The following is a 23,739-nucleotide window of genomic DNA, read 5'->3' as shown; positions in this document are numbered from 1 at the left end:
CCGGACCCGCCGGCCTCGGTGCGGTCGGCTTCGCCGGACCCGCCGGCCTCGGTGCGGTCGGCTTCGCCGGACCCGCCGGCCTCGGAGCTGTCGGCTTCGCCGGACCCCGGGGTCTCGGTGTCACCGGCCTCGGCGCCAACGGCTTCCGCGGCAGCGGTGTCGGCGGGGCCGGCCTCGGGGCCGGGGGTGGCCGGGGTTTCCGCGGCGGCGGTTTCGCTCACAAGGTGCTCCAGTCCTGATCGGGATAGCGGTGGACAGGCGCCGAGACGTCGTCCAGGGCTCGGCGGATCTCCTCCGGAAGACTAAGCGTCTCCACCGACAGGGCCGCCCCGAGCTGCGCCGATGTCCGCGCGCCGACGATGGGGGCGGCCACCCCCGGACGGTCCCGGACCCATGCCAGGGCCACCTGGAGCGGGGTCACCGCCAGTCCGTGGGCGGCCGTGGCGACCGCGTCCACGATGCGGCTCGCCGCGTCGTCCAGGTACGGGTCCACGAAGGCGGCCAGGGTTTCCGAGGCGCCCCGGGAGTCGGCCGGGGTGCCGCCCCGGTACTTGCCCGTCAGGACGCCCCGGCCCAAGGGGGACGAGGGGAGGAGGGATACGCCCAGGTCGAGGGCGGCCGGGACGACCTCGCGCTCCACGCCCCGCTGGAGCAGGGAGTACTCCATCTGGGTCGATGCCAGCCGAGTCCGTACCCCCTGTGCGGCGATCTGCCAGGTCGCCGCCTTCGCCAGCTGCCAGCCGCTGAAGTTGGACACCCCGGCGTACCGTGCCCGGCCGCTGCTGACCGCCAGGTCCAGTGCCTGGAGGGTCTCCTCCAGCGGGGTGCCGGGGTCGAAGGCGTGGACCTGCCAGAGGTCGACGTAGTCCGTGTTCAGCCTGGCCAGGGACTCGTCCAGGGCGGCCAGGAGGTGGCCGCGGGAGCAGTCGAAGGGGCGGTCCCGGTCCGCGACCCCGCCCGCCTTCGTGGCGATCACCAGATCCCGCCGCGGCACGACGGAACCGATCAACTGCCCGAGGAGGTACTCCGCCTCCCCGCCCCCGTACACGTCGGCCGTGTCGACGAGGGTGCCGCCCGCGTTCCAGAACGTCTTCAACTGCGCGGCGGCTTCCGCCTCGTCCGGTCCGTCCGCCGACCGGCCCCAGGTCAGTGTGCCGAGACCGATCCGGGAGACGCGCAGTCCGGTGCGGCCGAGATGCCTCTGCTCCATGAGGGCTGAGACTACTGGGGCACTGACGCGGGGCACCCGGGCGCGCTACAGTCCCCGCAGACTGACGTTACTCATGAGTACTGACCGCTAAGGGGACTGCACATGCGGCTCGGCATCAATCTCGGTTACTGGGGCGCCGGCATGGACGCCGACAACCTCGCCGTCGCGCAGGAGGCCGACCGCCTCGGCTACGACGTGTGCTGGGCCGCCGAGGCCTACGGCTCCGACGCCCCGACCGTCCTGGCCTGGGTCGCCGCCCAGACCGAGCGGATCGACGTCGGCTCCGCGATCCTGCAGATCCCGGCCCGCCAGCCCGCGATGACCGCGATGACGGCCGCCACCCTCGACTCCCTCACCAAGGGCCGTTTCCGGCTCGGCCTCGGCGTCTCCGGACCGCAGGTCTCCGAGGGCTGGTACGGGGTGAAGTTCGACAAGCCGCTCGCCCGCACCCGGGAGTACGTGGAGATCGTCCGCAAGGCGATGAGCCGCGAGCGGCTGTCCTACGAGGGCGAGCACTGGACCCTGCCGCTGCCCGGCGGACCGGGCAAGCCGCTCAAGCTCACCGTGCACCCCGAGCGCGAGCACATCCCGCTGTACATCGCCGCCATCGGACCCAAGAACCTCGAGCAGACCGGCGAGATCGCCGACGGAGCGCTGCTGATCTTCCCAGCCGCCGAGCACCTGGAGGCCACCGCGCTCACGCACATCCGCGCGGGCCGCGAGAAGGCCGGGCTGACGATGGACGGCTTCGACGTCTGCCCGACCGTGCCGCTGGCCCTCGGCGAGGACGTGGCCGGCCTCGCGGACATGTTCCGCCCGTACACCGCCCTGTACGTGGGCGGCATGGGCAGCCGCAAGCAGAACTTCTACAACCAGCTCGCCCAGCGCATGGGTTACGAGAAGGAAGCCGCCGAGATCCAGGACAAGTACCTGGCGGGCGACAAGCAGGGGGCGGCCGCCGCCGTCCCGCACTCGCTGATCGACTCCACCACCCTGCTGGGCCCGGTGGAACGCATCGCGGACGGGATGCGGGCCTACGCGGAAGCCGGGGTCACCACCCTGACGCTCGCCCCGGCCGGCTTCACCCTGGACGAGCGGATCGCCGCCCTGCGGGCCGGCACCGAGGCCATGGAGATCGCGGGCCTCGCCTGACGGACCGGAGCCGCATGCTCTGCGGCCGTGGTGGGGGCTCGGGGGGTCTTCCCCGCCACGGCCGACACAGCCAACAACGCGCCCGGTGCCCGCGGGGTTACGCTCCCGGGGCCATCGGCCGTCTTCGTTCATTCGGCCGAACCCCACGGCGCACCCGGTTGCCCGGTCCGCCGATCGGCTTTTGACTCGATGCATGCTCTCCGCACGCAGCCTGTTCCAGGAGATCGTCGACCACGACGACTCCTTCCAGCTGTTCTGCTCCATCGCCGCCGGCGGCGAGGCCCAGGGAGGCTGGGAGAACGCCCGGATCGCGGCACTGGTCCCCGACTCCATGCGCGATCTCGCACCCAAGATCACCCGGCACGGGGCCGACGAGGACAAGCACGGCCGGATCTTCAACGCGCTGCTGCGCAAGCGCGGCCTGGCGCCCGTACCCGTCCCGCCCGGGACCGACTACACGATGCTGCTGGAGCGCCGCGGCATCGGCCTGGCGCACGAGACCCTGCGCGGGCAGCGGGCCCTGAGGGAGGAGGACGTCGTCGTCTACCTCGCCCACAGCCGGGTCACCGAACAGCGCGCCGCCGAACAGATGGTCATGCTGGTCCGCCACTTCGGGGACCACCCCGACCTCGGCAAGGCCGTCCGCATGATCAGCGCGGACGAGGACAACCACCTCGCCTACTGCCACGAGGAGCTCCTGCGCCTCGCCCGCGCCGGCCACGCCCGGACCATCCACCGGGTGCTGCGCGAGAGCGCGCTCGCCGAGATCGCCGTCTACCGCGACGTGAGCCTCGCCGTCATGGGCCACATGGGACGCCTGCTGCACTGGCCCGCGCCCAAGGCCGCCGCGCTCGCCGCCGGGATCCGCGCGGTGTACGCCTACGAGCGGTTCGGCGGCTGGCACCGGATGGTCGCCCTGCGCCCGCCGGAGCACAGGAACGCCCTGGGCGGCGTGGCGACGACGGCGCCCGAGTTCGCCTGACGGCCCCGCCGTACGGGGCCCCGCCGTACGGGGCCCTGCGCGTCGGAGCCTGCCGCGTCGGAGCCGGTCGCGTCAGAGCCAGCCGCGGCGCTTGAACATGCGGTGCAGCCCCAGACACAGGACCACCATCACCACGACCACCGCCGGATAGCCCCAGCCCTGCTTGAGCTCCGGCATGTGCTCGAAGTTCATGCCGTAGATCCCCGCCACCATCGTCGGGACCGCCGCCATCGCCGCCCAGGCCGAGATCTTGCGCATGTCGTCGTTCTGCCGGACCCCCATCTGCGCCAGATGTGCGGCCAGCGCGTCCGAGAGCAGCCGGTCCAGGCCCTCGATGTACTCGTTGGCCTTCGTCAGATGGTCGGCGACGTCGCGGAAGAACGGCTGGGCGTGCTCGTGCACGAAGGGCACGCTCCCGAAGGCGAGCCGGTCCATCGGCTGCAGCAGCGGGCTCGTCGCCCGGCGGAACTCCAGGACCTGCCGCTTGAAGCCGTAGATCCGGGCCGCCGTGTTCTTGGTGTCCGCCGGGTTCGGCGAGAACACCTCCGCCTCCAGCTCCTCCAGATCCGCCTGGAGTTCGGCGGCCACCTCGATGTAGTGGTCCACCACCGCGTCCGAGACCGCGTACAGCACCGCCGTCGGACCGTGCTTGAGCACCTCCGGCTCCTGCTCCAGCCGGTGGCGCACCGCGGCCAGCGCGGCCCCCTCGCCGTGCCGGACCGTGACCACGAACGAGTCGCCGATGAACACCATCAGCTCGCCCGTGCTCACCGTGTCCGTGTTGTCGTCGTAGCGCACCGGCTTGAGCACCACGAAGAGCGAATCGTCGTACACCTCCAGCTTCGGCCGCTGGTGCGCGGTCAGGGCGTCCTCCACGGCCAGCGGGTGCAGCCCGAACTCCGCACTGACGTGCTCGAATTCCGCCTCCGTCGGCTCGTGCATGCCCACCCAGAGGAAGGCGTCACCGGTCGCCCGCGCCTCGTCCAGGGCATCCGAGAAGTCCTCGGGCGCCTGGGAGCGGCGGCCGTTCCGGTACATCGCGCAGTCCACAATCACCCGCGCATTCTCCCTGCCCCGCACCCCGTCCGCACACCGCCGCGAACGCCTAGGCCGTCTCTTTCGGATCTTGCCGGGTCCGCGCCGCCCGGCACCGCACTGCCGCGGCACCCGAGTACGTCCAGTACACGGAAGCCCCGGCAGCACGGCGAGGCACGGCACCGGACGACGCGGACCTGACCGACAAGATCCGAAGGAGACGGCCTAGGCTGGCCGCATGGCCACGCTGATCCTCGTACGACACGGGCGGTCCACCGCCAACACCGCCGGACTGCTCGCCGGATGGACCCCGGGAGTCAACCTCGACGAACGCGGCCGGGAGCAGGCCGCGGCGCTCCCCGGACGGCTCGCCGGCGTACCGCTCGCCGCCGCCGTCACCAGCCCGCTGGAGCGGTGCGCCCAGACCCTGGCCCCGCTGCTGGCCGCCCGGCCCGGACTCGCACTCCACACCGACGAGCGCATCGGCGAATGCCACTACGGCGACTGGTCGGGCCGCAAACTCTCCGAACTCTCCGAAGAACCCCTGATGCGCATCGTCCAGCAGCACCCCTCGGCCGCCACCTTCCCCGCCGGCGAGTCCCTGCGCGCCATGCAGGCCCGCGCCGTGGACGCCGTACGGGAGTGGGACGCGCGCATCGAGGAGGAGCACGGCGCCGACGCCGTCTTCCTGATGTGCTCGCACGGGGACATCATCAAGTCCCTTGTCGCGGACGCCCTCGGCATGCACCTCGACCTCTTCCAGCGGATCCACGTCGACCCCTGCTCGGTCACCGCGATCCGCTACACGCCGACCCGGCCCTTCCTGCTCCGGCTCGGCGACACCGGAGACTTCGCCTCCTTCACCCCCCGCGAAACCCCGGCCGGGGACCCCGCCGCCTCCTCGGACGAGGCCGAAGCGGGCGGCGAAGCCGTCGTGGGCGGCGGCGCGGGCGCGGTGTGATCGAACGGCGCAGTAGGCTGGACGGGCCAACCCATGGGCCCAGCCCTGCCCCTGCCTCCCCGGACCCCGTCCGGGGACCCCCGGACACTTGGAGACTGGACGTGCCCCGTCAGGTGTTCCTCTACGACCCGCCGGACCGCTTCGTCGCGGGCACGGTCGGGCTGCCTGGACGCCGTACGTTCTTCCTGCAGGCCTCCGCCGGCCCTCGCGTCACCAGCGTCTCCCTGGAAAAGACCCAGGTCGCGGCGCTCGCCGAGCGGATGGACGAGCTGCTGGACGAGGTCGTACGGCGCACCGGCGGCAATGCCCCGGTCCCGGCCGTGGCCCCCGCCGAAGTCACCGACACCGCGCCCCTGGACGTCCCCGTCGACGAGGAGTTCCGCGTCGGCACGATGGCCCTGGCCTGGGACGGCGAGGAACAGCGCATGATCGTCGAAGCGCAGGCCCTCGTCGAACTCGACGCGGACTCCGAAGAGGACCTTGCCGAGGCCGAGGAGCGGCTCCTGCAGGACGAGGAGAACGGCCCGCCCATGCTGCGCGTGCGCCTCTCCGGCGCCCAGGCCCGGGCCTTCGCCAAGCGGGCCCTGGACGTGGTCAACGCCGGCCGGCCGCCGTGCCCGCTGTGCAGCCTCCCGCTGGACCCCGAAGGGCACGTCTGCCCGCGCCAGAACGGCTACCGGCGCCAGGCGTGAACACCACGGGGGAACTGGAAGAGCTGCTGGCCCACGGCGAGCTCACGGTCGTCGGCCGGATCCGCGAGGCGTCCAACGCCGTCCTGCTGTGCAGCGTCACCCACGAGGGCGTCAGCGCCGACTGCGTGTACAAGCCGGTCAAGGGCGAGCGCCCGCTGTGGGACTTCCCCGACGGCAACCTCGCCCAGCGCGAGGTCGCCTCCTACCTGGTCTCCGAGGCCACCGGCTGGGGGCTGGTGCCCCCGACCGTGCTCCGCGACGGACCCTACGGCGAGGGCATGGTCCAGCAGTGGATCGAGACGGGGGAGACCGAGGAGCCCGCGGCCGGACTCCTCGCGCTCGTGGAGGGCGAGGAAGCGGGAGAGGGCTACAAGCCCGTCGCCTTCGCCGAGGTCGGCGAAGGCCGCACCGCGCTCCTGGTCCACGCCGACGACGAGCGGCTGCGCCGGCTCTCCGTCCTCGACGTCGTCATCAACAACGGCGACCGCAAGGGCGGCCACCTGCTGCCCGCCCCCGACGGACGGCTCTACGGCATCGACCACGGCGTGACCTTCCACACCGAGGACAAACTGCGCACCCTGCTCTGGGGATGGGCGGGGGAGCCGCTGACCGGGGAGGCCCGCTCCGTGCTGACCTCCCTGGAGGCCCGGCTGGCCGCAGGAGAGCCCCTCGCCACCCGACTGGCGGAACTGGTCACCACCGCCGAGCTGGCCGCCGTACGGGCCCGGGTGGCCCTGCTGCTGCGCACCGGCAGGCACCCGCAGCCTTCGGGGCAGTGGCCGGCGATCCCCTGGCCGCCCGTCTGAGCCCGCCCGCACGAGCGCGTCTGAGCCCCCCGCGGCGCGTCTGAGCGGGGTCCGAGACCGGCCGCGCACCGCAGGCCCCGTACGCATAGAACCGGCCATGGCGCAAGAGTGCCGTTCAGGACAACAGTGCAGGTCCGGTTCGTTTTCGGAACACCCGTCCGGTTACGCTCGACGCATGCATGCCTGGCCCGCTTCTGAGGTCCCCGCCCTGCCTGGCAAGGGCCGCGACCTCCAGATCCACGACACCGCGACCCAGGGGACGATCACCCTCGCCCCCGGTCCCGTCGCCCGAATCTACGTCTGCGGGATCACCCCGTACGACGCGACGCACATCGGTCACGCGGCCACGTACAACGCGTTCGACCTCGTGCAGCGCGTGTGGCTCGACACCAAGCGGCAGGTCCTCTACGTCCAGAACGTCACGGACATCGACGATCCCCTGCTGGAGCGGGCGCTGCGCGACAACCAGGACTGGAGCGAGCTCGCCGAGCGCGAGACGGCCCTGTTCCGCGAGGACATGACCGCCCTGCGGATGCTGCCCCCGCAGCACTACGTCGGCGCGGTCGAAGCCATACCCGGCATCGTGCCCCTCGTCGAACGGCTGCGGGACGCGGGCGCCGCCTACGAGCTCGACGGCGACGTCTACTTCTCGGTGGAGTCCGACGCCAACTTCGGCAAGGTCTCCAACCTCGACGCCGAAGCCATGCGCCTGCTCTCCGCGGAGCGGGGCGGCGACCCCGACCGCGTCGGCAAGAAGAACCCCCTCGACCCGATGCTGTGGATGGCCGCCCGTCCGGGCGAGCCCAGCTGGGACGGCGGCTCCCTGGGCCGCGGCCGCCCCGGCTGGCACATCGAGTGCGTGGCCATCGCCCTGGACCACCTGGGCATGACCTTCGACGTCCAGGGCGGCGGCTCCGACCTCGTCTTCCCGCACCACGAGATGGGCGCCTCGCACGCCCAGGTGCTGACGGGCGAGTTCCCCATGGCCAAGGCGTACGTACACGCCGGCATGGTCGCCCTGCACGGCGAGAAGATGTCGAAGTCCAAGGGCAACCTGGTCTTCGTCTCCGCCCTGCGGCGGGCGGGAGTGGACCCGGTGGCGATCCGCCTGGCCCTGCTCTCGCACCACTACCGCGAGAACTGGGAGTGGACCGACGAGGTCCTCGCCCAGGCGGTGGCCCGCCTGGAGCGCTGGCGCGCGGCCGTCTCCCGCCCGGACGGCATCTCCGCCGACGCCCTGGTCGAAGAGGTCCGCGAGGCCCTGGCCAACGACCTGGACGCGCCTGCTGCTCTCGCGGCGGTGGACCGCTGGGTCGAGCTCCAGATCGCCACTGACGGCGACGACGAATCGGCCCCGGGCCTGGTCTCCCGCACGGTGGACGCGCTGCTCGGCGTAGCCCTGTAGGAGCACCTCCAGCCCCTCCGGCGTTTGAGGAGCGGGTCCGGGCAGCGCCCGGGAAACGGCGAAAGGGCGGGGCGGGGAGAGAAAACTCCCCGCCCCGCCCTTTCGCACGGGCTACGCCTCCGGAGGCGTCTCCTCCTCGTCCGGCGAGGCCGCCGGAGGGGCCGGGGGTTCGTCCCCCGAAGGCTCCGGCTTGCGCTTCGGCGGGCGCGGCAGGCCACCGGAGGTGTCCCGCAGGTACGACCCGTCACCCGCCTCCGCGCCCGCGGAAGGGTCACGCCGCCGCAGGTACCGCTCGAACTCCCGGGCAATGGCGTCCCCGGACGCCTCCGGCAGGTCGGCCGTGTCCCGGGCCTCCTCCAGCGTCTGGACGTACTCCGCCACCTCGCTGTCCTCGGCCGCCAGTTGGTCCACGCCCACCTGCCACGCCCGCGCGTCCTCCGGGAGTTCGCCCAGCGGGATCCGGATGTCGATCAGATCCTCCAGGCGGTTGAGCAGCGCCAGTGTCGCCTTCGGATTCGGCGGCTGGGAGACGTAGTGCGGCACCGCCGCCCACAACGACACCGCCGGGACCCCGGCATGGGTGCAGGCCTCCTGCAGGATGCCCACGATGCCCGTCGGGCCCTCGTACTTCGTCTCCTCCAGATCCATCGTCCGCGCCAGGTCCGCATCCGAGGTGACCCCGCTGACCGGCACCGGCCGGGTGTGCGGGGTGTCCCCGAGCAGCGCGCCCAGGATCACGACCATCTCCACGCCCAGCTCGTGCGCGAAGCCCAGGATCTCGTTGCAGAACGACCGCCACCGCATGGACGGTTCGATGCCCCGCACCAGCACCAGATCGCGCGGCTTCGCACCGCCGATCCGGACCACCGACAACCGGGTCGTCGGCCAGGTGATCTTCCGTACCCCGTTGTCCAGCCACACCGTCGGCCGGTTGACCTGGAAATCGTAGTAGTCCTCGGCGTCCAGAGCCGCGAAGACCTCGCCCTTCCACTCCCGGTCCAGGTGCGCGACCGCACCGGAGGCCGCGTCACCCGCGTCGTTCCAGCCCTCGAACGCGGCCACCATGACCGGGTCGATCAGCTCGGGCACGCCCTCAAGCTCGATCACCCAGGTCTCCTTCCGAAGTTCCCTTGCGTACGTGGGTCAGCCTAAGCCTTGATGGGTCGTCGGCCACAGCCCACGACAGAGGGGCGGTTCCCCCTGGAACCGCCCCTCTGCCCGCTCACGGAGCCGGTTATGCCTTGTCGGCCAGCATCTCCTCGACCCGGCCGCGCACTTCGGCGCTGTCCAGGCCGCGGACCGTCACCGTCGTACGGCGGCGCAGCACGTCATCGGCCGTCTCGGCCCACTCGTTGTCCCGGGCGTAGGCGACCTGCGCCCAGATCTCCGGACCGTCCGGGTGGATCCGCTCCGCGAGCGCCGGGTCCTCGTTCGCGAGCCGCGCGATGTCGAAGGCCAGCGACCCGTAGTGCGAGGCCAGGTGGCGCGCGGTCAGCGGGTCCATCCGCGAACCGGGCTCCCGGTCCACCAGCAGCCGGTGCGCCACCGCGTTCGGGTTGGCGACACCGGGCAGCGCGATCCGGCGCACCAGCGACTTCACCGGCTCCATGTCCTCGGTCAGCGGGCTCCCCGGCAGCTTCGCCAGCTTGTCCATGACCACCCGGCCGATGTGCCGGTACGTGGTCCACTTGCCGCCGGCCACGGACAGCATGCCGCCCGCGCCCTCGGAGACGACCGTCTCGCGCTTGGCCTTCTCGACCCCGCCGGGGCCGCCGGGCAGCACCCGCAGGCCCGCGAAGGCGTACGTCATCAGGGAACGGTCCAGATCGGCGTCCTTCACCGAGAAGGCCGCCTCGTCCAGGATCTGCTGGATGTCTGCCTCGGTGGCGCGCACGTCCGCCGGGTCGCCCTCGTAGACCTCGTCCGTGGTGCCCAGCAGGAGCTGGTCCTCCCACGGCAGGGCGAAGGTGATGCGGTACTTGTCGATCGGGGTGGCCATCGCGGCCTTCCACGGCGACTTGCGCTTCATCACGATGTGCGCGCCCTTGGACAACCGGATGGACGGCATCGAGTGCTTGTCCTCCATGCGCCGCAGGTGGTCCACCCACGGGCCGGTGGCGTTGAGCACGACCCGCGCGTCCACACCGAACTCGGTGCCGTCCAGACGGTCCTTCAGCTCGGCGCCGGAGACCCGGCCGCGCGTCATGCGCAGACCGGTGACCTCGGCGTGGTTCAGGACGACCGCGCCCGACTCCACGGCCGCGCGGACCGTCATCACGGCGACCCGCGAATCGTTCATCTGGTGGTCGTAGTAGACGGCGACGGCCTTGAGGTTGTCCGTCTTGAGACCCGGGTTGTCAGCGGCCGCCCGGGCCGGCGAGATGATCTTGCCCATGCCGTCGCCGAAGGCCGACAGCGCCGAGTACGCGAACACGCCCGCACCCAGCTTCGCGGCGCCCACCGGGCCGCCCTTGTACACCGGCAGGTAGAACGTGAGCGGGTTGACCAGGTGCGGGGCCACGTCCTTGGCCAGCACCCGGCGCTCGTGGTGGTTCTCCGCGACCAGCTTGACCGAACCGGTCTGCAGGTAGCGCAGGCCACCGTGGACCAGCTTGGAGGAGGCCGAGGATGTGGCGCCGGCGAAGTCGCCGGCGTCCACCATGGCGACCCGCAGACCCGACTGCGCGGCGTGCCAGGCCACCGAGGTGCCCAGGATCCCACCGCCGATGACCAGCAGGTCGTACGTGGCCTTCGCCAGCTGCTCACGGGTCTCGGCGCGGCTCGCGTTCGAACCGGCGGTCGGGTGCGAACCCAGGGTGGGAACGCTCTGCAGGCTGCTCATATCTCTCTTAGCTCCTCGTCGATAGCGTCAGCTGAGTGCGGTCAGCTGGCGTCTTCGTCGTCGACCCAGCCCATGGACCGCTCGACGGCCTTGAGCCAGCTCTTGTACTCGCGCTCCCGCTGCTCGGCGGGCATCCGCGGGGTCCACTCCGCCGCGCGGCGCCAGTTGGCGCGCAGGGCGTCGGTGTCCGGCCAGAAGCCGACGGCCAGGCCGGCGGCGTAGGCGGCGCCGAGGCAGGTGGTCTCGGCGACCATCGGGCGCACCACGGGGGCGTCCACGAAGTCGGAGAGCGTCTGCATCAGCAGGTTGTTGGAGGTCATGCCGCCGTCGACCTTCAGGGCCGCGAGCTCGACGCCCGAGTCCTTGGTCATGGCGTCGGTGATCTCACGGGTCTGCCAGGCGGTGGCCTCCAGGACGGCACGGGCGATGTGCGCCTTGGTGACGTACCGGGTGAGGCCGGCGATCACGCCGCGGGCGTCGGAGCGCCAGTACGGGGCGAACAGGCCGGAGAAGGCCGGCACGAAGTACGCGCCGCCGTTGTCCTCGACCGAGGACGCGAGGGTCTCGATCTCGGCCGCGGTCTTGATCATGCCCATCTGGTCGCGCATCCACTGGACGAGCGAGCCCGTGACGGCGATGGAGCCCTCCAGCGCGTAGACCGGCTTCTGGTCGCCGATCTGGTAGCCGACGGTCGTCAGCAGGCCGCTGTAGGAGTTGATGATCTTGTCGCCGGTGTTCATCAGCATGAACGTGCCGGTGCCGTACGTGGACTTCGCCTCGCCCTCGGCGAAACAGGTCTGGCCGAACAGCGCGGCCTGCTGGTCACCGAGCGCCGAGGCGACCGGGACGCCGGCCAGGACGCCCTCCTTGACGTGGCCGTAGACCTCGGCGGAGGACTTGATCACCGGGAGGACGTTGAGGGGCACGTCCATGGACTCGGCGATCTTCTCGTCCCAGGCCAGGGTGTGCAGGTTCATCAGCATGGTGCGCGAGGCGTTGGTGACGTCGGTGACGTGCACACCGCCCTGGGCGCCGCCGGTGAGGTTCCAGATGACCCAGGAGTCCATGGTGCCGAAGAGGATGTCCCCGGCCTCGGCGCGCTCGCGCAGACCCTCGACGTTGTCGAGCAGCCAGCGCACCTTGGGGCCGGCGAAGTAGCTCGCCAGCGGGAGGCCGGTCTCGCGGCGGAAGCGGTCCTGGCCGACGTTGCGGCCGAGCTCCTTGCACAGGGCGTCGGTACGGGTGTCCTGCCAGACCAGTGCGTTGTGGACCGGCTCGCCGGTGTGGCGGTCCCACAGCAGGGTGGTCTCGCGCTGGTTGGTGATGCCGACGGCCTTGACGTCGGCGGAGGTGATCTCGGCCTTGGCCATGGCCCCGGCGACGACCTCCTGGACGTTGGTCCAGATCTCGGAGGCGTCGTGCTCGACCCAGCCCGGCTTCGGGAAGATCTGCTCGTGCTCCTTCTGGTCGACGGCGACGATGCGGCCGTCACGGTCGAAGACGATGCAGCGGGAGGAGGTGGTGCCCTGGTCGATCGCGGCGATGAAAGGACCGGTGCTGGTGGTCATGGTGGCTGCTCCTGGCAGGTGTCGAAGTAGGCGGAATCAGAATGGCGGTGCGGGTGGCGCCGTGGTGCCGATTGCTGATCAGGCGAACGCGAGGTTGTACAGACCGCCGGCGAGCGCGGCACCCGCGAGGGGGCCGAGCACCGGGATCCAGGAGTAGCTCCAGTCCGAGCCGCCCTTGTTGGGCAGCGGCAGCAGGGAGTGGACGATGCGCGGGCCGAGGTCGCGGACCGGGTTGATGGCGTAGCCGGTGGGGCCGCCCAGGGAGAGGCCGATGCCGACGACGACGAACGAGGTGATCAGGACGCCGATGACGCCGAGGCCCTTGCCGTCGTCCTGCAGGCCCTGGGTCAAGATGGCCAGGACCAGGACGGCGGTGCCGATGATCTCGGTGGTCAGGTTCTGGACGACGTTACGGATCTCGGGGCCCGTGGAGAAGATGCCGAGCACCGGGCCGGCCACGTCGTGCGGGTGCGGGTCCTCGGGGCCGAGCTTCGCGTCACGGATGTGCTCCGGGTCGGCGAGGTGCGCCCGGAACTGTCCGTAGTAGGCGAGCCACATCAGGACCGAGCCGATCATCGCGCCGAGCAGCTGGCCGGCGAAGTAGACCGGTACGTCGCTCCAGTCGCCGCTCTTGATGGCGAGGCCGACCGTGACGGCCGGGTTGAGGTGCGCACCGGAGAGCGGTGCGGACACGTAGGCGGCGATCAGGACGGCGAAACCCCAGCCGAAGGTGATCGCGAGCCAGCCGGCGCCCCGGGCCTTGGAGCTCTTGAGCGTCAGTGCGGCGCAGACGCCGCCGCCGAGCAGGGTGAGCAGGGCGGTACCGATGGTCTCGCCGATGAAGATGTCGGAGCTGGACACCCGCGACTCCTTTGTCGTTCAGGGGTGGTCGGCCACCGGGTCCCTCCGGTGGCCCACGCACTCGGTGAGTGCTGCACCGGTCCTTGGCCTTGCCACACCCTAACGCGTATTGCCGGTAGGTGTTCGGCAATGCCGACCGATGAACGGCAGTTTTCCGCCACGTGAAGCGGGCGTCAAGGGCTCGACGGGCCAAGGGGCCGGATTGTTACCACTCGGTGTGATCGACCAAATCGGGCCATTGAGTGATCATAAAACGCCAAAAACCGCCCAGATGCCATATTTGAGTGGCCTCTGGACGGTCAGGACAGGGCGACGGGGGACGGCCGGATCAGAACCGGCCCGCCCCCAGGTCGCGGGAAACCGCCCGCGCGCAGTCCCGTACGGACGCCACCAGGGACGCCCGGGGGTCCCCCGAGTCCCCGCACATCCGCTCCACGGCCCCCGCGACGGCCACCGCGCCGACCGGCATCCTGCGCCGGTCGTGGATGGGGGCCGCCACCGAAGCCAGCCCGTCCCAGGTCTCCTCGATGTCACTGGCCCAGCCGCGGGCCCGGGTCAGCTCCAGGATCTCCTCGAAGCCCGCCCCGTCCGTGACCGTACGGGGGGTGAACGCCTCCCGCTCCACCTCCATGACCTGCGTGTGCGCCACAGGGTCGTACGCCGACAGCACCTTGCCCAGGGCCGTGGAGTGCAGCGGCTGCATGGCCCCCACCTCCAGCACCTGACGGCTGTCGTCGGGCCGGAACACGTGGTGCATGATCAGCACCCCGCTCTTGTGGAGCACCCCCACGTACACGCTCTCCCCGCTCGCGCGGGCCAGGTCGTCCGTCCAGACCAGGGCGCGGGCCCGCAGCTCGTGGACGTCCAGATAGCTGTTGCCCAGGCGCAGCAGCTCCGCGCCGAGCTGGTAGCGGCCGGAGGCCGGGTCCTGCTCCACGAAGCCCTCGGCCTGCAGAGTGCGCAGGATCCCGTGTGCCGTCCCCTTGGCCAGGCCGAGGGAAGAGGCCACGTCCGAGAGCCCCAGCCGGCGCTCGCCGCCCGCCAGGAGCCGCAGCATCGCAGCGGCTCGTTCGAGCGACTGGATGTTCCGTGCCATCGCGCAGCCTCCTGCTGACGTAGTTCGACAATGCTGAACACTATCGGTCGATGCCGACTTCGTGCATGGTGGGAAGAGTGTTCGGAAACGATGCGGCCAGGTCGCCCCGGCCGAAAGTCGTCGCCATCCCCGCGCACAGAATGCAGTCCGCCACGTGGGACGACCCCACCGGGGCCCGTTCGTCACCGTTACCCTGGCCGCGTGCACCCTTGATACCGAGGGGGTGCAAAGCCGACAGCCGTCGCAGCCCAGGGAGCAGAACCATGGCCTCGTTGCCGAACCCGCCCGCAGACACCCAGACCCGGGCCGATGCCCTCCGCCAGGCACTGGCGACCCGCGTGGTCGTCGCCGACGGAGCCATGGGAACCATGCTCCAGGCGCAGGACCCGACGATGGAAGACTTCGAGCAGCTCGAAGGCTGCAACGAGATCCTGAACGTCACCCGCCCCGACATCGTGGCGAACGTGCACCGCGAGTACTTCGAGGCCGGGGTCGACTGCGTCGAGACCAACACCTTCGGCACGAACTACGCGGCCCTGGCCGAATACGACATCGCCGACCGCAACCTCGAGCTGTCCGTCGCCGGTGCCCGCATCGCCCGCGAGATCGCCGACGAGTTCACCGCCTCCACGGGACAGCAGCGCTGGGTCCTCGGCTCTATGGGCCCCGGCACCAAGCTCCCCACGCTCGGCCACATCGACTACGCGACCATCCGCGACGCCTACCAGATCAACGCCGAAGGCCTGATCACGGGCGGCGCGGACGCACTCCTCGTGGAGACCACCCAGGACCTGCTCCAGACGAAGTCCTCCATCGTCGGCGCCCGCCGCGCCATGGAGGCCCTCGGCGTCTCCGTCCCGCTGATCTGCTCGGTGACGGTGGAGACGACCGGCACGATGCTGCTGGGTTCGGAGATCGGTGCGGCGCTGACGGCTCTGGAGCCGCTGGGCATCGACATGATCGGTCTGAACTGCGCCACCGGCCCCGCCGAGATGAGCGAGCACCTGCGCTACCTGGCGCGGAACTCCCGTATCCCGCTCTCCTGCATGCCCAACGCCGGCCTGCCCGTCCTCGGCAAGAACGGCGCCCACTACCCGCTGTCCGCGAGCGAGCTGGCGGATGCGCAGGAGACCTTCGTCCGCGAGTACGGGCTCTCGCTGGTCGGCGGCTGCTGCGGCACCACCCCCGAGCACCTGCGCCAGGTCGTGGAACGGGTCCGCGGCCTGAACCCGGGCGTGCGCGACCCCCGCCCCGAGCCGGGTGCGTCCTCGCTGTACCAGACGGTGCCGTTCCGTCAGGACATCTCGTTCATGGCGATCGGTGAGCGGACGAACGCGAACGGGTCGAAGAAGTTCCGCGACGCGATGCTCGAAGCCCGCTGGGACGACTGCGTGGAGATGGTCCGCGACCAGATCCGCGAGGGCGCGCACATGCTCGACCTGTGCGTGGACTACGTCGGCCGCGACGGTGTCGCCGACATGCAGGAACTCGCCGGCCGCTTCGCTACCGCCTCCACCCTGCCGATCGTCCTGGACTCCACGGAGGTTCCCGTCCTGCGGGCGGGTCTGGAGAAGATCGGCGGCCGCGCCGTCATCAACTCCGTGAACTACGAGGACGGCGACGGCCCCGAATCCCGCTTCGCGAAGGTCACCGCCCTGGCCCGGGAACACGGCGCCGCACTGATCGCCCTGACCATCGACGAAGAAGGCCAGGCACGCACCGTCGAGCACAAGGTCGCCATCGCCGAGCGCCTCATCGACGACCTGACGGGCAACTGGGGGATCCACGAGTCGGACATCCTCATCGACACCCTCACGTTCACGATCTGCACCGGTCAGGAGGAGTCCCGCAAGGACGGCATCGCGACGATCGAATCGATCCGCGAACTCAAGCGCCGCCACCCCGACGTCCAGACGACCCTGGGGTTGTCGAACATCTCCTTCGGCCTGAACCCGGCCGCCCGCGTCCTGCTGAACTCCGTCTTCCTCGACGAGTGCGTCAAGGCCGGCCTGGACTCGGCGATCGTGCACGCCTCGAAGATCCTGCCCATCGCCCGCTTCGACGACGAACAGGTCGGCACCGCCCTCGACCTGATCTACGACCGGCGCGCCGAGGGCTACGACCCGCTGCAAAAGCTCATGGCCCTCTTCGAAGGCGTCAACACCAAGTCCCTGAAGGCAGGCCGTGCCGAGGAACTCCTCGCACTGCCCCTGGAGGAGCGCCTGCAGCGCCGCATCATCGACGGCGAGAAGAACGGCCTGGAGGCCGACCTCGACGAGGCCCTCCAGACCCGCCCCGCCCTCGACATCGTCAACGACACCCTCCTGGAGGGCATGAAGGTGGTCGGCGAGCTCTTCGGCTCCGGCCAGATGCAGCTCCCCTTCGTCCTCCAGTCCGCGGAGGTCATGAAGACCGCGGTCGCCCATCTGGAACCGCACATGGAGAAGAGCGACGACGAGGGCAAGGGCACGATCGTGCTGGCCACGGTCCGTGGCGACGTCCATGACATCGGCAAGAACCTCGTCGACATCATCCTGTCCAACAACGGCTACAACGTCGTCAACATCGGCATCAAGCAGCCGGTCTCCGCGATCCTCGAAGCCGCCCAGGAGCACAAGGCCGACGTCATCGGCATGTCGGGTCTCCTGGTGAAGTCCACGGTGATCATGAAGGAGAACCTGGAGGAGCTCAACCAGCGCAAGCTGGCAGCCGACTACCCGGTCATCCTCGGCGGCGCCGCCCTGACCCGCGCCTACGTAGAGCAGGACCTCCACGAGATCTACGAGGGCGAAGTCCGCTACGCCCGCGACGCCTTCGAAGGCCTGCGCCTCATGGACGCCCTCATCGCGGTCAAGCGCGGCGTCCCCGGAGCCTCCCTCCCCGAACTCAAGCAGCGCCGCGTCGCCAAGCGCGACACCCCGGCACTCCAGGTGGAGGAGGCCGAGGAGCCCGGTGGCCGCTCGGACACCGCCATCGACAACCCGGTCCCCACTCCGCCGTTCTGGGGCACCCGCGTCGTCAAGGGCATCCCGCTCAAGGACTACGCCTCCTGGCTCGACGAAGGCGCCCTGTTCAAGGGCCAGTGGGGTCTCAAGCAGGCCCGTGCGGGCGGAGCCACGTACGAGGAACTGGTCGAGTCCGAGGGCCGGCCGCGTCTGCGCGGGCTCCTCGACAAGCTGCACACCGAGAACCTCCTCGAAGCAGCCGTCGTCTACGGCTACTTCCCGTGCGTCTCCAAGGGCGAGGACCTGATCATCCTCGACGAGGCCGGCAACGAGCGGACCCGCTTCACCTTCCCCCGCCAGCGCCGCGGCCGCCGCCTGTGCCTCGCGGACTTCTTCCGCCCCGAAGAATCCGGCGAAATCGACGTCGTCGGCCTCCAGGTGGTCACCGTCGGCTCGAAGATCGGCGAGGCCACCGCCAAGCTCTTCGAAGCCGACTCCTACCGCGACTACCTCGAACTCCACGGACTGTCCGTCCAGCTCGCCGAAGCCATGGCCGAGTACTGGCACGCCCGCGTCCGCGCAGAACTCGGATTCGGCGGCGAGGACCCCACCCAAGTCGAAGACATGTTCGACCTCAAATACCGCGGAGCCCGCTTCTCCCTCGGCTACGGCGCCTGCCCCGACCTCGAAGACCGCGCGAAGATCGCCGACCTCCTCAAGCCCGAGCGGATCGGCGTCCACCTCTCCGAGGAATTCCAGCTCCACCCCGAGCAGTCCACCGACGCCATCGTCATCCACCACCCGCAGGCGAAGTATTTCAACGCACGCTGACACGGACCGGCGTACACTTGTCGGTCCCATACAGGCCGGTCACCTGTTCCTCCGGGCATGCCCCCGGAGGTGAGGTGACCGGCCTTGTCGTCCCTCAAGACCTTCAGAGAGGTGCGCGCATGACGAGCACAGTTCCCGCCCCCGTCGCCCGTACGGCCGACGGACATGCCCTGCAGGCGGTGCTGCTCGACATGGACGGCACCCTCGTCGATACCGAGGGGTTCTGGTGGGAGATCGAGGTCGACGTCTTCGGCGAACTCGGCCACCGCCTCGACGAGTCCTGGCGCGACGTGGTCGTCGGCGGCCCCATGACCCGCAGCGCCGGATTCCTCATCGAATCCACCGGCGCCGACATCGGCCTCGCCGAACTCAGCGTGCTCCTCAACGAACGCTTCGAAGCCCGCATCGCCGACCAGGTGCCCCTCATGCCCGGCGCCGAACGCCTGCTGGCCGAGCTGGCCCGGCACAACGTGCCCACCGCCCTGGTCTCCGCCTCCCACCGGCGGGTCATCGACCAGGTCCTGCTCACCCTCGGCCGCGACCGCTTCCACCTGACGGTCGCCGGCGACGAAGTCGCCCGTACCAAGCCGCACCCCGACCCCTACCTCATGGCCGCCCGGGCCCTGGGCGCACACCCCTCGCGCTGCGCCGTCATCGAGGACACCGCCACCGGCGTCGCCTCCGCCGAGGCCGCCGGCTGCCGGGTCGTCGCCATCCCCTCCGTCGGCCGGATCGCGCCCGCCCCGGGCCGGACCATCGTGCGCTCGCTCGAAGACGTGGACCTGCCCTTCCTGCGCTCCCTCATCACTCCGATGAACTGACCGCGCACGCTCCGTACCGCACGATCCGCCCGCAGGACTCCGGTCCCGCGGGCGGATCTTTCGCGCGATACCCCGGAGGCCGAAATTCCATCCCTCCCGGGGCAGTTGTCCCGGGTGACCTTAGTCACCCACAAGGCCCCCTTCGCACCACTCCGGACCACTCCATGCCACCCCTTGTGTCCACATTGATGAGTACCTGACCGAATCTGCGAACGCCCCCGCGCTCACACCCGGTCCGCTCCCATAACCGTGCGATGACGCACCCGCTCCAACCGGTTCAAGCCACCCCTCCGCAGGCCACTAATGTCGATCCGGGCAAAGCGCCGCACCTCAGCCGTCCCGGACACACACCCCTGTTCCGGAACCGCGTGGACCGATCGTCACAACACCGGCCCGATCGTTCCGCCCAGAACGGGCGACCGCCGCGATGCCCTCCACGCCGCTTTGAACAAGTGCCGGGTTGAGGGAGTACTTCCAGCATGAACCGCAAGACCATGGTGCTGACGGCCGCCGCCGGACTGCTCACCCCCGCGCTGACCGCATGCGGCAGCACCAGCGGCGGAGGAGCAGGATCCGGAGCGATCATCGTCGGAACCACCGACCGGTTCGAGGCCGCCGACTACGCCCCCGCCCCGCTCGACCCCGCCTACGCCTACGACGCCGGCAGCTGGAACATCCTGCGCCAGACCGTCCAGACGCTGATGCACACCCCGCGCGGCGGCGGCCAGCCCGTCCCCGAAGCAGCCTCCGACTGCCGCTTCACCGACACCGGCAACGAGAGCTACCGCTGCACCCTGCGCCCGGACCTCAAGTTCGCCGACGGCAGCCCCCTCACCGCGCAGGACGTCAAGTTCTCCATCGAACGCGTCATCGCCATCAAGGACGAGAACGGCCCCTCCTCGCTGCTCTCCACCGTCGACACCGTCGAAACCAAGGGCGCCGACACCGTCGTCTTCCACCTGAAGACCTCCGACGCGACCTTCCCGTACAAGCTCTCCACCCCCGCCACGGGCATCGTCAGCGCCAAGAAGTACGACGCCAAGAAGCTCCGCGCCGGCTTCACCGTCGAGGGCTCCGGCCCCTACACGATGAAGGCCGAGGTCAAGGACAACCACCTCGTCCGCGCCGTCTTCACCAAGAACCCGAACTACAAGGGCGACCTGAAGCTCCAGAACGACAAGGCCGAACTGCGCACCTTCGAGGACTCCGACACGATGGGCAAGGCCCTGGAACAGGGCTCCATCCACCTGGTCTCCCGCACCCTGTCGCCCGCGCAGATCACCGAGCTCTCCGCCCACCCGCCCAAGGGCATCAAGCTCGTCCCCATGCCCGGCCTGGAGATCCGCTACCTCGGCTTCAACACCGAAGCCCCCGTGGTCAAGGACAAGGCCGTCCGCCAGGCCCTCGCGGCCGCCGTCGACCGGGGCGCCCTCATCACCAAGGTCTACGGGAAATCCGCGCAGCCCCTGTACTCGCTGGTCCCCACCACCGTGACCGGCCACGTCAACTCGTTCTTCAACAAGTACGGCGAGGCCAACACCGCCAAGGCCGCCGACCTGCTGAAGGCCGCCGGGATCAAGACCCCGGTCAAGCTCACCCTCAACTACACCAACGACCACTACGGCGACGGCACCGCGGCCGAGTTCGAAGCCCTCAAGACCCAGCTGAACTCCACCCAGCTCTTCGACATCACCGTCCAGGGCGCCGACTGGGCCGACTTCCGGCCCGCGCAGAAGAAGGGCGACTACGCCGCCTACGGGCTCGGCTGGTTCCCCGACTACCCCGACGCCGACAACTTCCTCGCCCCCTTCCTGGAGCAGGACAACTTCCTGGGCACGCCGTACGCCAACAGCGCGGTGCGCACCAGGCTCATCCCCGAATCCCGACGGGCGGTCGACCGAGGCGTCGCCGTCCCCGCGATCACGGAGATTCAGGACATCGTCGCCGAGGACGTACCCGTCCTGCCCCTGTGGCAGGGCAAGCAGTACGTCGCCGCGCGCGACGGGATCACCGGAGTGGAGTGGTCGGTCAACGCCATCTCCGACCTCCAGCTGTGGGAACTCGGCCGCGGCGTCAGCGGCTGACCAGCAAGGCCGCCGGCCGCGGACCACGCGGGCCGGAACAAGTAATCGGATCACCCAGTGAGACTGTGAAGGACGTTCGCGTGATGAGACGTAACCAGTGGTTGGTGGCCCCGCTCGGTGCAGCCACCGCCGCCGCGCTGCTCAGCGGTTGCGGTTCGACCGATGGCTCGAACGCCGGCGGCGGCAAGGGCGTGGTCATGGGCATATCCGACAAGGTGAAGGCCACCGACCCCGCCTCGGGCTACGACCCCGGCTCCTGGCTGCTCTTCAACAACGTCTTCCAGTCCCTGCTGAGCTTCCCCAAGGGCGGCACCACCCCGGAGCCCGACGCGGCACAGTCCTGCGGGTTCGAGGGCAGCGAGAGCAAGGTGTACAAGTGCACCCTGCGCGGCGGCCTGAAGTTCAGCAACGGTGACAGCCTCACCTCGAAGGACGTCAAGTTCTCCTTCGAGCGCACGCTGAAGATCAACGACGACAACGGCCCGGCCGTCATGCTGGCGTCGATCGCCTCCATCGACACCCCGGACGACAAGACCGTCCTGTTCCACCTCAAGACCCCCGACGCCACCTTCCCGAGCAAGATCGCCTCGGGCGCCGGCTCCATCGTCGACCACGCCGAGTACCCCGCGGACAAGCTCCGCACGGACGGCAAGGCCGTCGGCTCCGGGGTCTACAAGCTGGACTCCATCAACGACAAGAGCGCCAGCTTCTCCGTCAACGATGCCTACAGCGGCAAGGCCAAGCCCCGCAACAGCGGCGTGACCATGAAGTTCTTCAACGAGGACCAGGCCGCCCTCAAGAAGGTCCTCGAAAGCGGCGACGTCGACTTCGCCTTCCGCGGCCTGGCCGCCAAGGACATCGCCGGCCTGGCCTCCCAGAGCGGCGACCAGAAGGTCGAGGTCGTCCAGGGCGCCGGAGCCGAAGTCGAACACCTCGTCTTCAACATGAACGACCCGGTCGCCGGAAAACTCCCCGTCCGCAAGGCCATCGCCTACCTCGTCGACCGCGAAGCCCTCGTCAAGCAGGTCTACGACGGAACGGCCACCTCGCTGTACTCGATCGTCCCGGCCGGCATCGCCTCGCACACCACCGCCTTCTTCGACCGCTACGGCGGCACCCCCCAGCCCGACAAGGCCAAGGCCGTCCTGCACGCCGCCGGCATCAAGGACAAGGTGAAGATCACCCTGTACTCGACGCCCTCGCGCTACGGCCCCTCCACGGACCAGGAATTCCAGCTGATCGCCAAGCAGCTGAACGACAGCGGCCTCTTCGAAGCCACCGTCAAGTCCGTCGAGTTCGACCAGTACGAGAAGGACATCGCCGACGGCAAGTACGGCGTCTACGTCAAGGGCTGGGTGCCCGACTACCCGGACGCCGACAACTTCACGCAGCCGTTCTTCGGCCCGGACAACATCCTGCACAACAACTACGACAACAAGGAGATCACCGGGACGATCATCCCGTCGACCTCCACCAAGTCCGACCGCGCCGCCGCCAACGCCGAGTACAGCAGGCTCCAGGACATCGTCGCCGACGAGATCCCGCTCCTCCCGCTCTGGCAGAGCAAGCAGTACGCCGTCACCCGCCCCAACGTGACCGGCCTGCAGTGGTCCCTGGACGCCTCCACCGTCTTCCGCTTCTGGGAGATCAGCAAGGGCTGACCGGCCCGCACACGGCAAAGGCCCGCCTCCGCACGCAGCGGAGGCGGGCCCTTCCCGTACCGGAGGCGTACCGAAGGACGCCGCTACTGGCCGGCGCCCGGCCGCACCAGACCGCTCTCGTACGCGTACACCGCCGCCTGCACCCGGTCACGCAGACCCAGCTTCGTCAGCACATGACCCACATGCGTCTTCACCGTGGTCTCGCTCACGAACAGATCCGCCGCGATCTCCGCGTTCGACAACCCGCGCGCCACCAGCTTCAGCACCTCGACCTCGCGCTCGGTCAGCGTTCCCAGCGCATCCGGAACACTGTCCTCACCCGACGGCAGATGACCCGCGTACTTGTCCAGCAGCCGCCGCGTGATGCTCGGCGCCAGCATCGCCTCACCACCCGCCACCACCCGGATCGCCTGCACCAGCTCCACGGCGGGCGCATCCTTCAGCAGGAACCCACTGGCCCCCGCCCGCAGCGCCTCCACCACGTACTCGTCCAGATCGAAAGTCGTCAGGACCAGCACCTTCGCCGGACCGTCCCGGCCCGGACCCGTGATCTGCCGGGTCGCCTCCACCCCGTCCATCCGCGGCATCCGGATGTCCATCAGCACCACATCGGGCTGCAGCGCCCGCACCTGGTCCAGCGCCTGCAGACCGTCCCCGGCCTCGCCGACCACCGCCAGGTCCTGCTCCGCCTCCAGGATCATCCGGAAACCGGTGCGCAGGAGCGGCTGGTCGTCGACCAGCAGTACGCGGATCGCCACGGGGTCTACCTCGTATTCGTCGGACGCCA

18 protein-coding genes are annotated in these 23,739 nt (G+C 70.1%); 10 read left to right on the top strand and 8 right to left on the bottom strand.

What is annotated here, in order from left to right:
- Positions 1-217 precede the first annotated feature (217 nt).
- Entirely contained in the window at positions 218-1,210 is a 993-nt protein-coding gene (locus OG490_RS07985; RefSeq protein ID WP_330295581.1) for an aldo/keto reductase, read from the bottom strand.
- Between the two features lie 102 nt (positions 1,211-1,312).
- Between OG490_RS07985 and OG490_RS07980 the strand changes: the two genes are divergently transcribed.
- Both OG490_RS07980 and OG490_RS07975 read left to right on the top strand, forming a co-directional pair.
- Entirely contained in the window at positions 1,313-2,362 is a 1,050-nt protein-coding gene (locus OG490_RS07980) for an LLM class F420-dependent oxidoreductase (protein WP_330295580.1), read from the top strand.
- A 193-nt stretch (positions 2,363-2,555) separates the two neighbouring features.
- Positions 2,556-3,344 carry a ferritin-like domain-containing protein gene (locus OG490_RS07975; RefSeq protein ID WP_330295579.1) on the top strand — a complete coding sequence of 263 codons (789 nt, stop codon included), beginning with the start codon at positions 2,556-2,558 and terminating at the stop codon, positions 3,342-3,344.
- A gap of 72 nt (positions 3,345-3,416) precedes the next feature.
- Here the strand turns inward: OG490_RS07975 and corA are convergent, their stop codons facing one another.
- A complete protein-coding gene (corA, locus tag OG490_RS07970; RefSeq protein ID WP_330300822.1) occupies positions 3,417-4,382 on the bottom strand; it encodes a magnesium/cobalt transporter CorA in 966 nt (321 codons plus the stop codon).
- 235 nt (positions 4,383-4,617) lie between these two features.
- Here corA and OG490_RS07965 point away from each other — a divergent pair, with 235 nt between their 5' ends.
- The 4 genes from OG490_RS07965 to mshC all read left to right on the top strand — a co-directional run bounded on the left by OG490_RS07965 (position 4,618) and on the right by mshC (position 8,243).
- A complete protein-coding gene (locus OG490_RS07965) occupies positions 4,618-5,340 on the top strand; it encodes a histidine phosphatase family protein (protein WP_330295578.1) in 723 nt (240 codons plus the stop codon).
- A gap of 101 nt (positions 5,341-5,441) precedes the next feature.
- On the top strand, positions 5,442-6,032 hold the full coding sequence (locus OG490_RS07960; RefSeq protein ID WP_330295577.1) for a DUF3090 domain-containing protein: 591 nt from the start codon (positions 5,442-5,444) through the stop codon (positions 6,030-6,032).
- The gene (locus OG490_RS07955; RefSeq protein WP_330300821.1) at positions 5,996-6,838 is read left to right on the top strand and encodes an SCO1664 family protein; all 843 of its coding nucleotides are present in this window, start codon (positions 5,996-5,998) and stop codon (positions 6,836-6,838) included. Before OG490_RS07960 ends, OG490_RS07955 begins: the two co-directional genes overlap by 37 nt.
- A gap of 175 nt (positions 6,839-7,013) precedes the next feature.
- Complete coding sequence (mshC, locus tag OG490_RS07950) at positions 7,014-8,243, top strand: cysteine--1-D-myo-inosityl 2-amino-2-deoxy-alpha-D-glucopyranoside ligase (protein WP_330295576.1); 1,230 nt, start codon at positions 7,014-7,016, stop codon at positions 8,241-8,243.
- A gap of 111 nt (positions 8,244-8,354) precedes the next feature.
- On the opposite strand, the gene OG490_RS07945 is transcribed toward mshC, so the two are convergent.
- From OG490_RS07945 to OG490_RS07925, 5 genes are all read right to left on the bottom strand, one after another.
- Positions 8,355-9,350, bottom strand: coding sequence for a PAC2 family protein (locus OG490_RS07945; RefSeq protein ID WP_330295575.1), 996 nt, complete (start codon positions 9,348-9,350; stop codon positions 8,355-8,357).
- A 127-nt stretch (positions 9,351-9,477) separates the two neighbouring features.
- Entirely contained in the window at positions 9,478-11,085 is a 1,608-nt protein-coding gene (locus OG490_RS07940) for a glycerol-3-phosphate dehydrogenase/oxidase (protein ID WP_330295574.1), read from the bottom strand.
- Between the two features lie 41 nt (positions 11,086-11,126).
- The gene (gene glpK, locus OG490_RS07935; RefSeq protein ID WP_330295573.1) at positions 11,127-12,653 is read right to left on the bottom strand and encodes a glycerol kinase GlpK; all 1,527 of its coding nucleotides are present in this window, start codon (positions 12,651-12,653) and stop codon (positions 11,127-11,129) included.
- 78 nt (positions 12,654-12,731) lie between these two features.
- Positions 12,732-13,514 carry an MIP/aquaporin family protein gene (locus tag OG490_RS07930; RefSeq protein ID WP_330295572.1) on the bottom strand — a complete coding sequence of 261 codons (783 nt, stop codon included), beginning with the start codon at positions 13,512-13,514 and terminating at the stop codon, positions 12,732-12,734.
- 328 nt (positions 13,515-13,842) lie between these two features.
- Complete coding sequence (locus OG490_RS07925; RefSeq protein WP_330295571.1) at positions 13,843-14,610, bottom strand: IclR family transcriptional regulator; 768 nt, start codon at positions 14,608-14,610, stop codon at positions 13,843-13,845.
- A gap of 263 nt (positions 14,611-14,873) precedes the next feature.
- Here OG490_RS07925 and metH point away from each other — a divergent pair, with 263 nt between their 5' ends.
- The 4 genes from metH (at position 14,874) to OG490_RS07905 (ending at position 22,952) form a co-directional block, all read left to right on the top strand.
- Positions 14,874-18,386: a methionine synthase gene (gene metH / locus OG490_RS07920; protein ID WP_330295570.1), complete on the top strand. Its 3,513-nt coding sequence runs from the start codon at positions 14,874-14,876 to the stop codon at positions 18,384-18,386.
- A 119-nt stretch (positions 18,387-18,505) separates the two neighbouring features.
- Positions 18,506-19,207: an HAD family hydrolase gene (locus OG490_RS07915; protein WP_330295569.1), complete on the top strand. Its 702-nt coding sequence runs from the start codon at positions 18,506-18,508 to the stop codon at positions 19,205-19,207.
- A gap of 479 nt (positions 19,208-19,686) precedes the next feature.
- Complete coding sequence (locus tag OG490_RS07910; RefSeq protein WP_330295568.1) at positions 19,687-21,291, top strand: ABC transporter substrate-binding protein; 1,605 nt, start codon at positions 19,687-19,689, stop codon at positions 21,289-21,291.
- Positions 21,292-21,374: 83 nt separating this feature from the next.
- The gene (locus tag OG490_RS07905; protein ID WP_330295567.1) at positions 21,375-22,952 is read left to right on the top strand and encodes an ABC transporter substrate-binding protein; all 1,578 of its coding nucleotides are present in this window, start codon (positions 21,375-21,377) and stop codon (positions 22,950-22,952) included.
- A gap of 83 nt (positions 22,953-23,035) precedes the next feature.
- On the opposite strand, the gene OG490_RS07900 is transcribed toward OG490_RS07905, so the two are convergent.
- Positions 23,036-23,710: a response regulator transcription factor gene (locus OG490_RS07900; RefSeq protein ID WP_330295566.1), complete on the bottom strand. Its 675-nt coding sequence runs from the start codon at positions 23,708-23,710 to the stop codon at positions 23,036-23,038.
- Between the last annotated feature and the right edge of the window lie 29 nt (positions 23,711-23,739).

This window comes from Streptomyces sp. NBC_00503 (genome assembly GCF_036346895.1).
In the GTDB taxonomy this organism is placed as follows: Bacteria; Actinomycetota; Actinomycetes; order Streptomycetales; family Streptomycetaceae; genus Streptomyces.
This window is presented reverse-complemented; position numbering and strand designations above follow the sequence as displayed.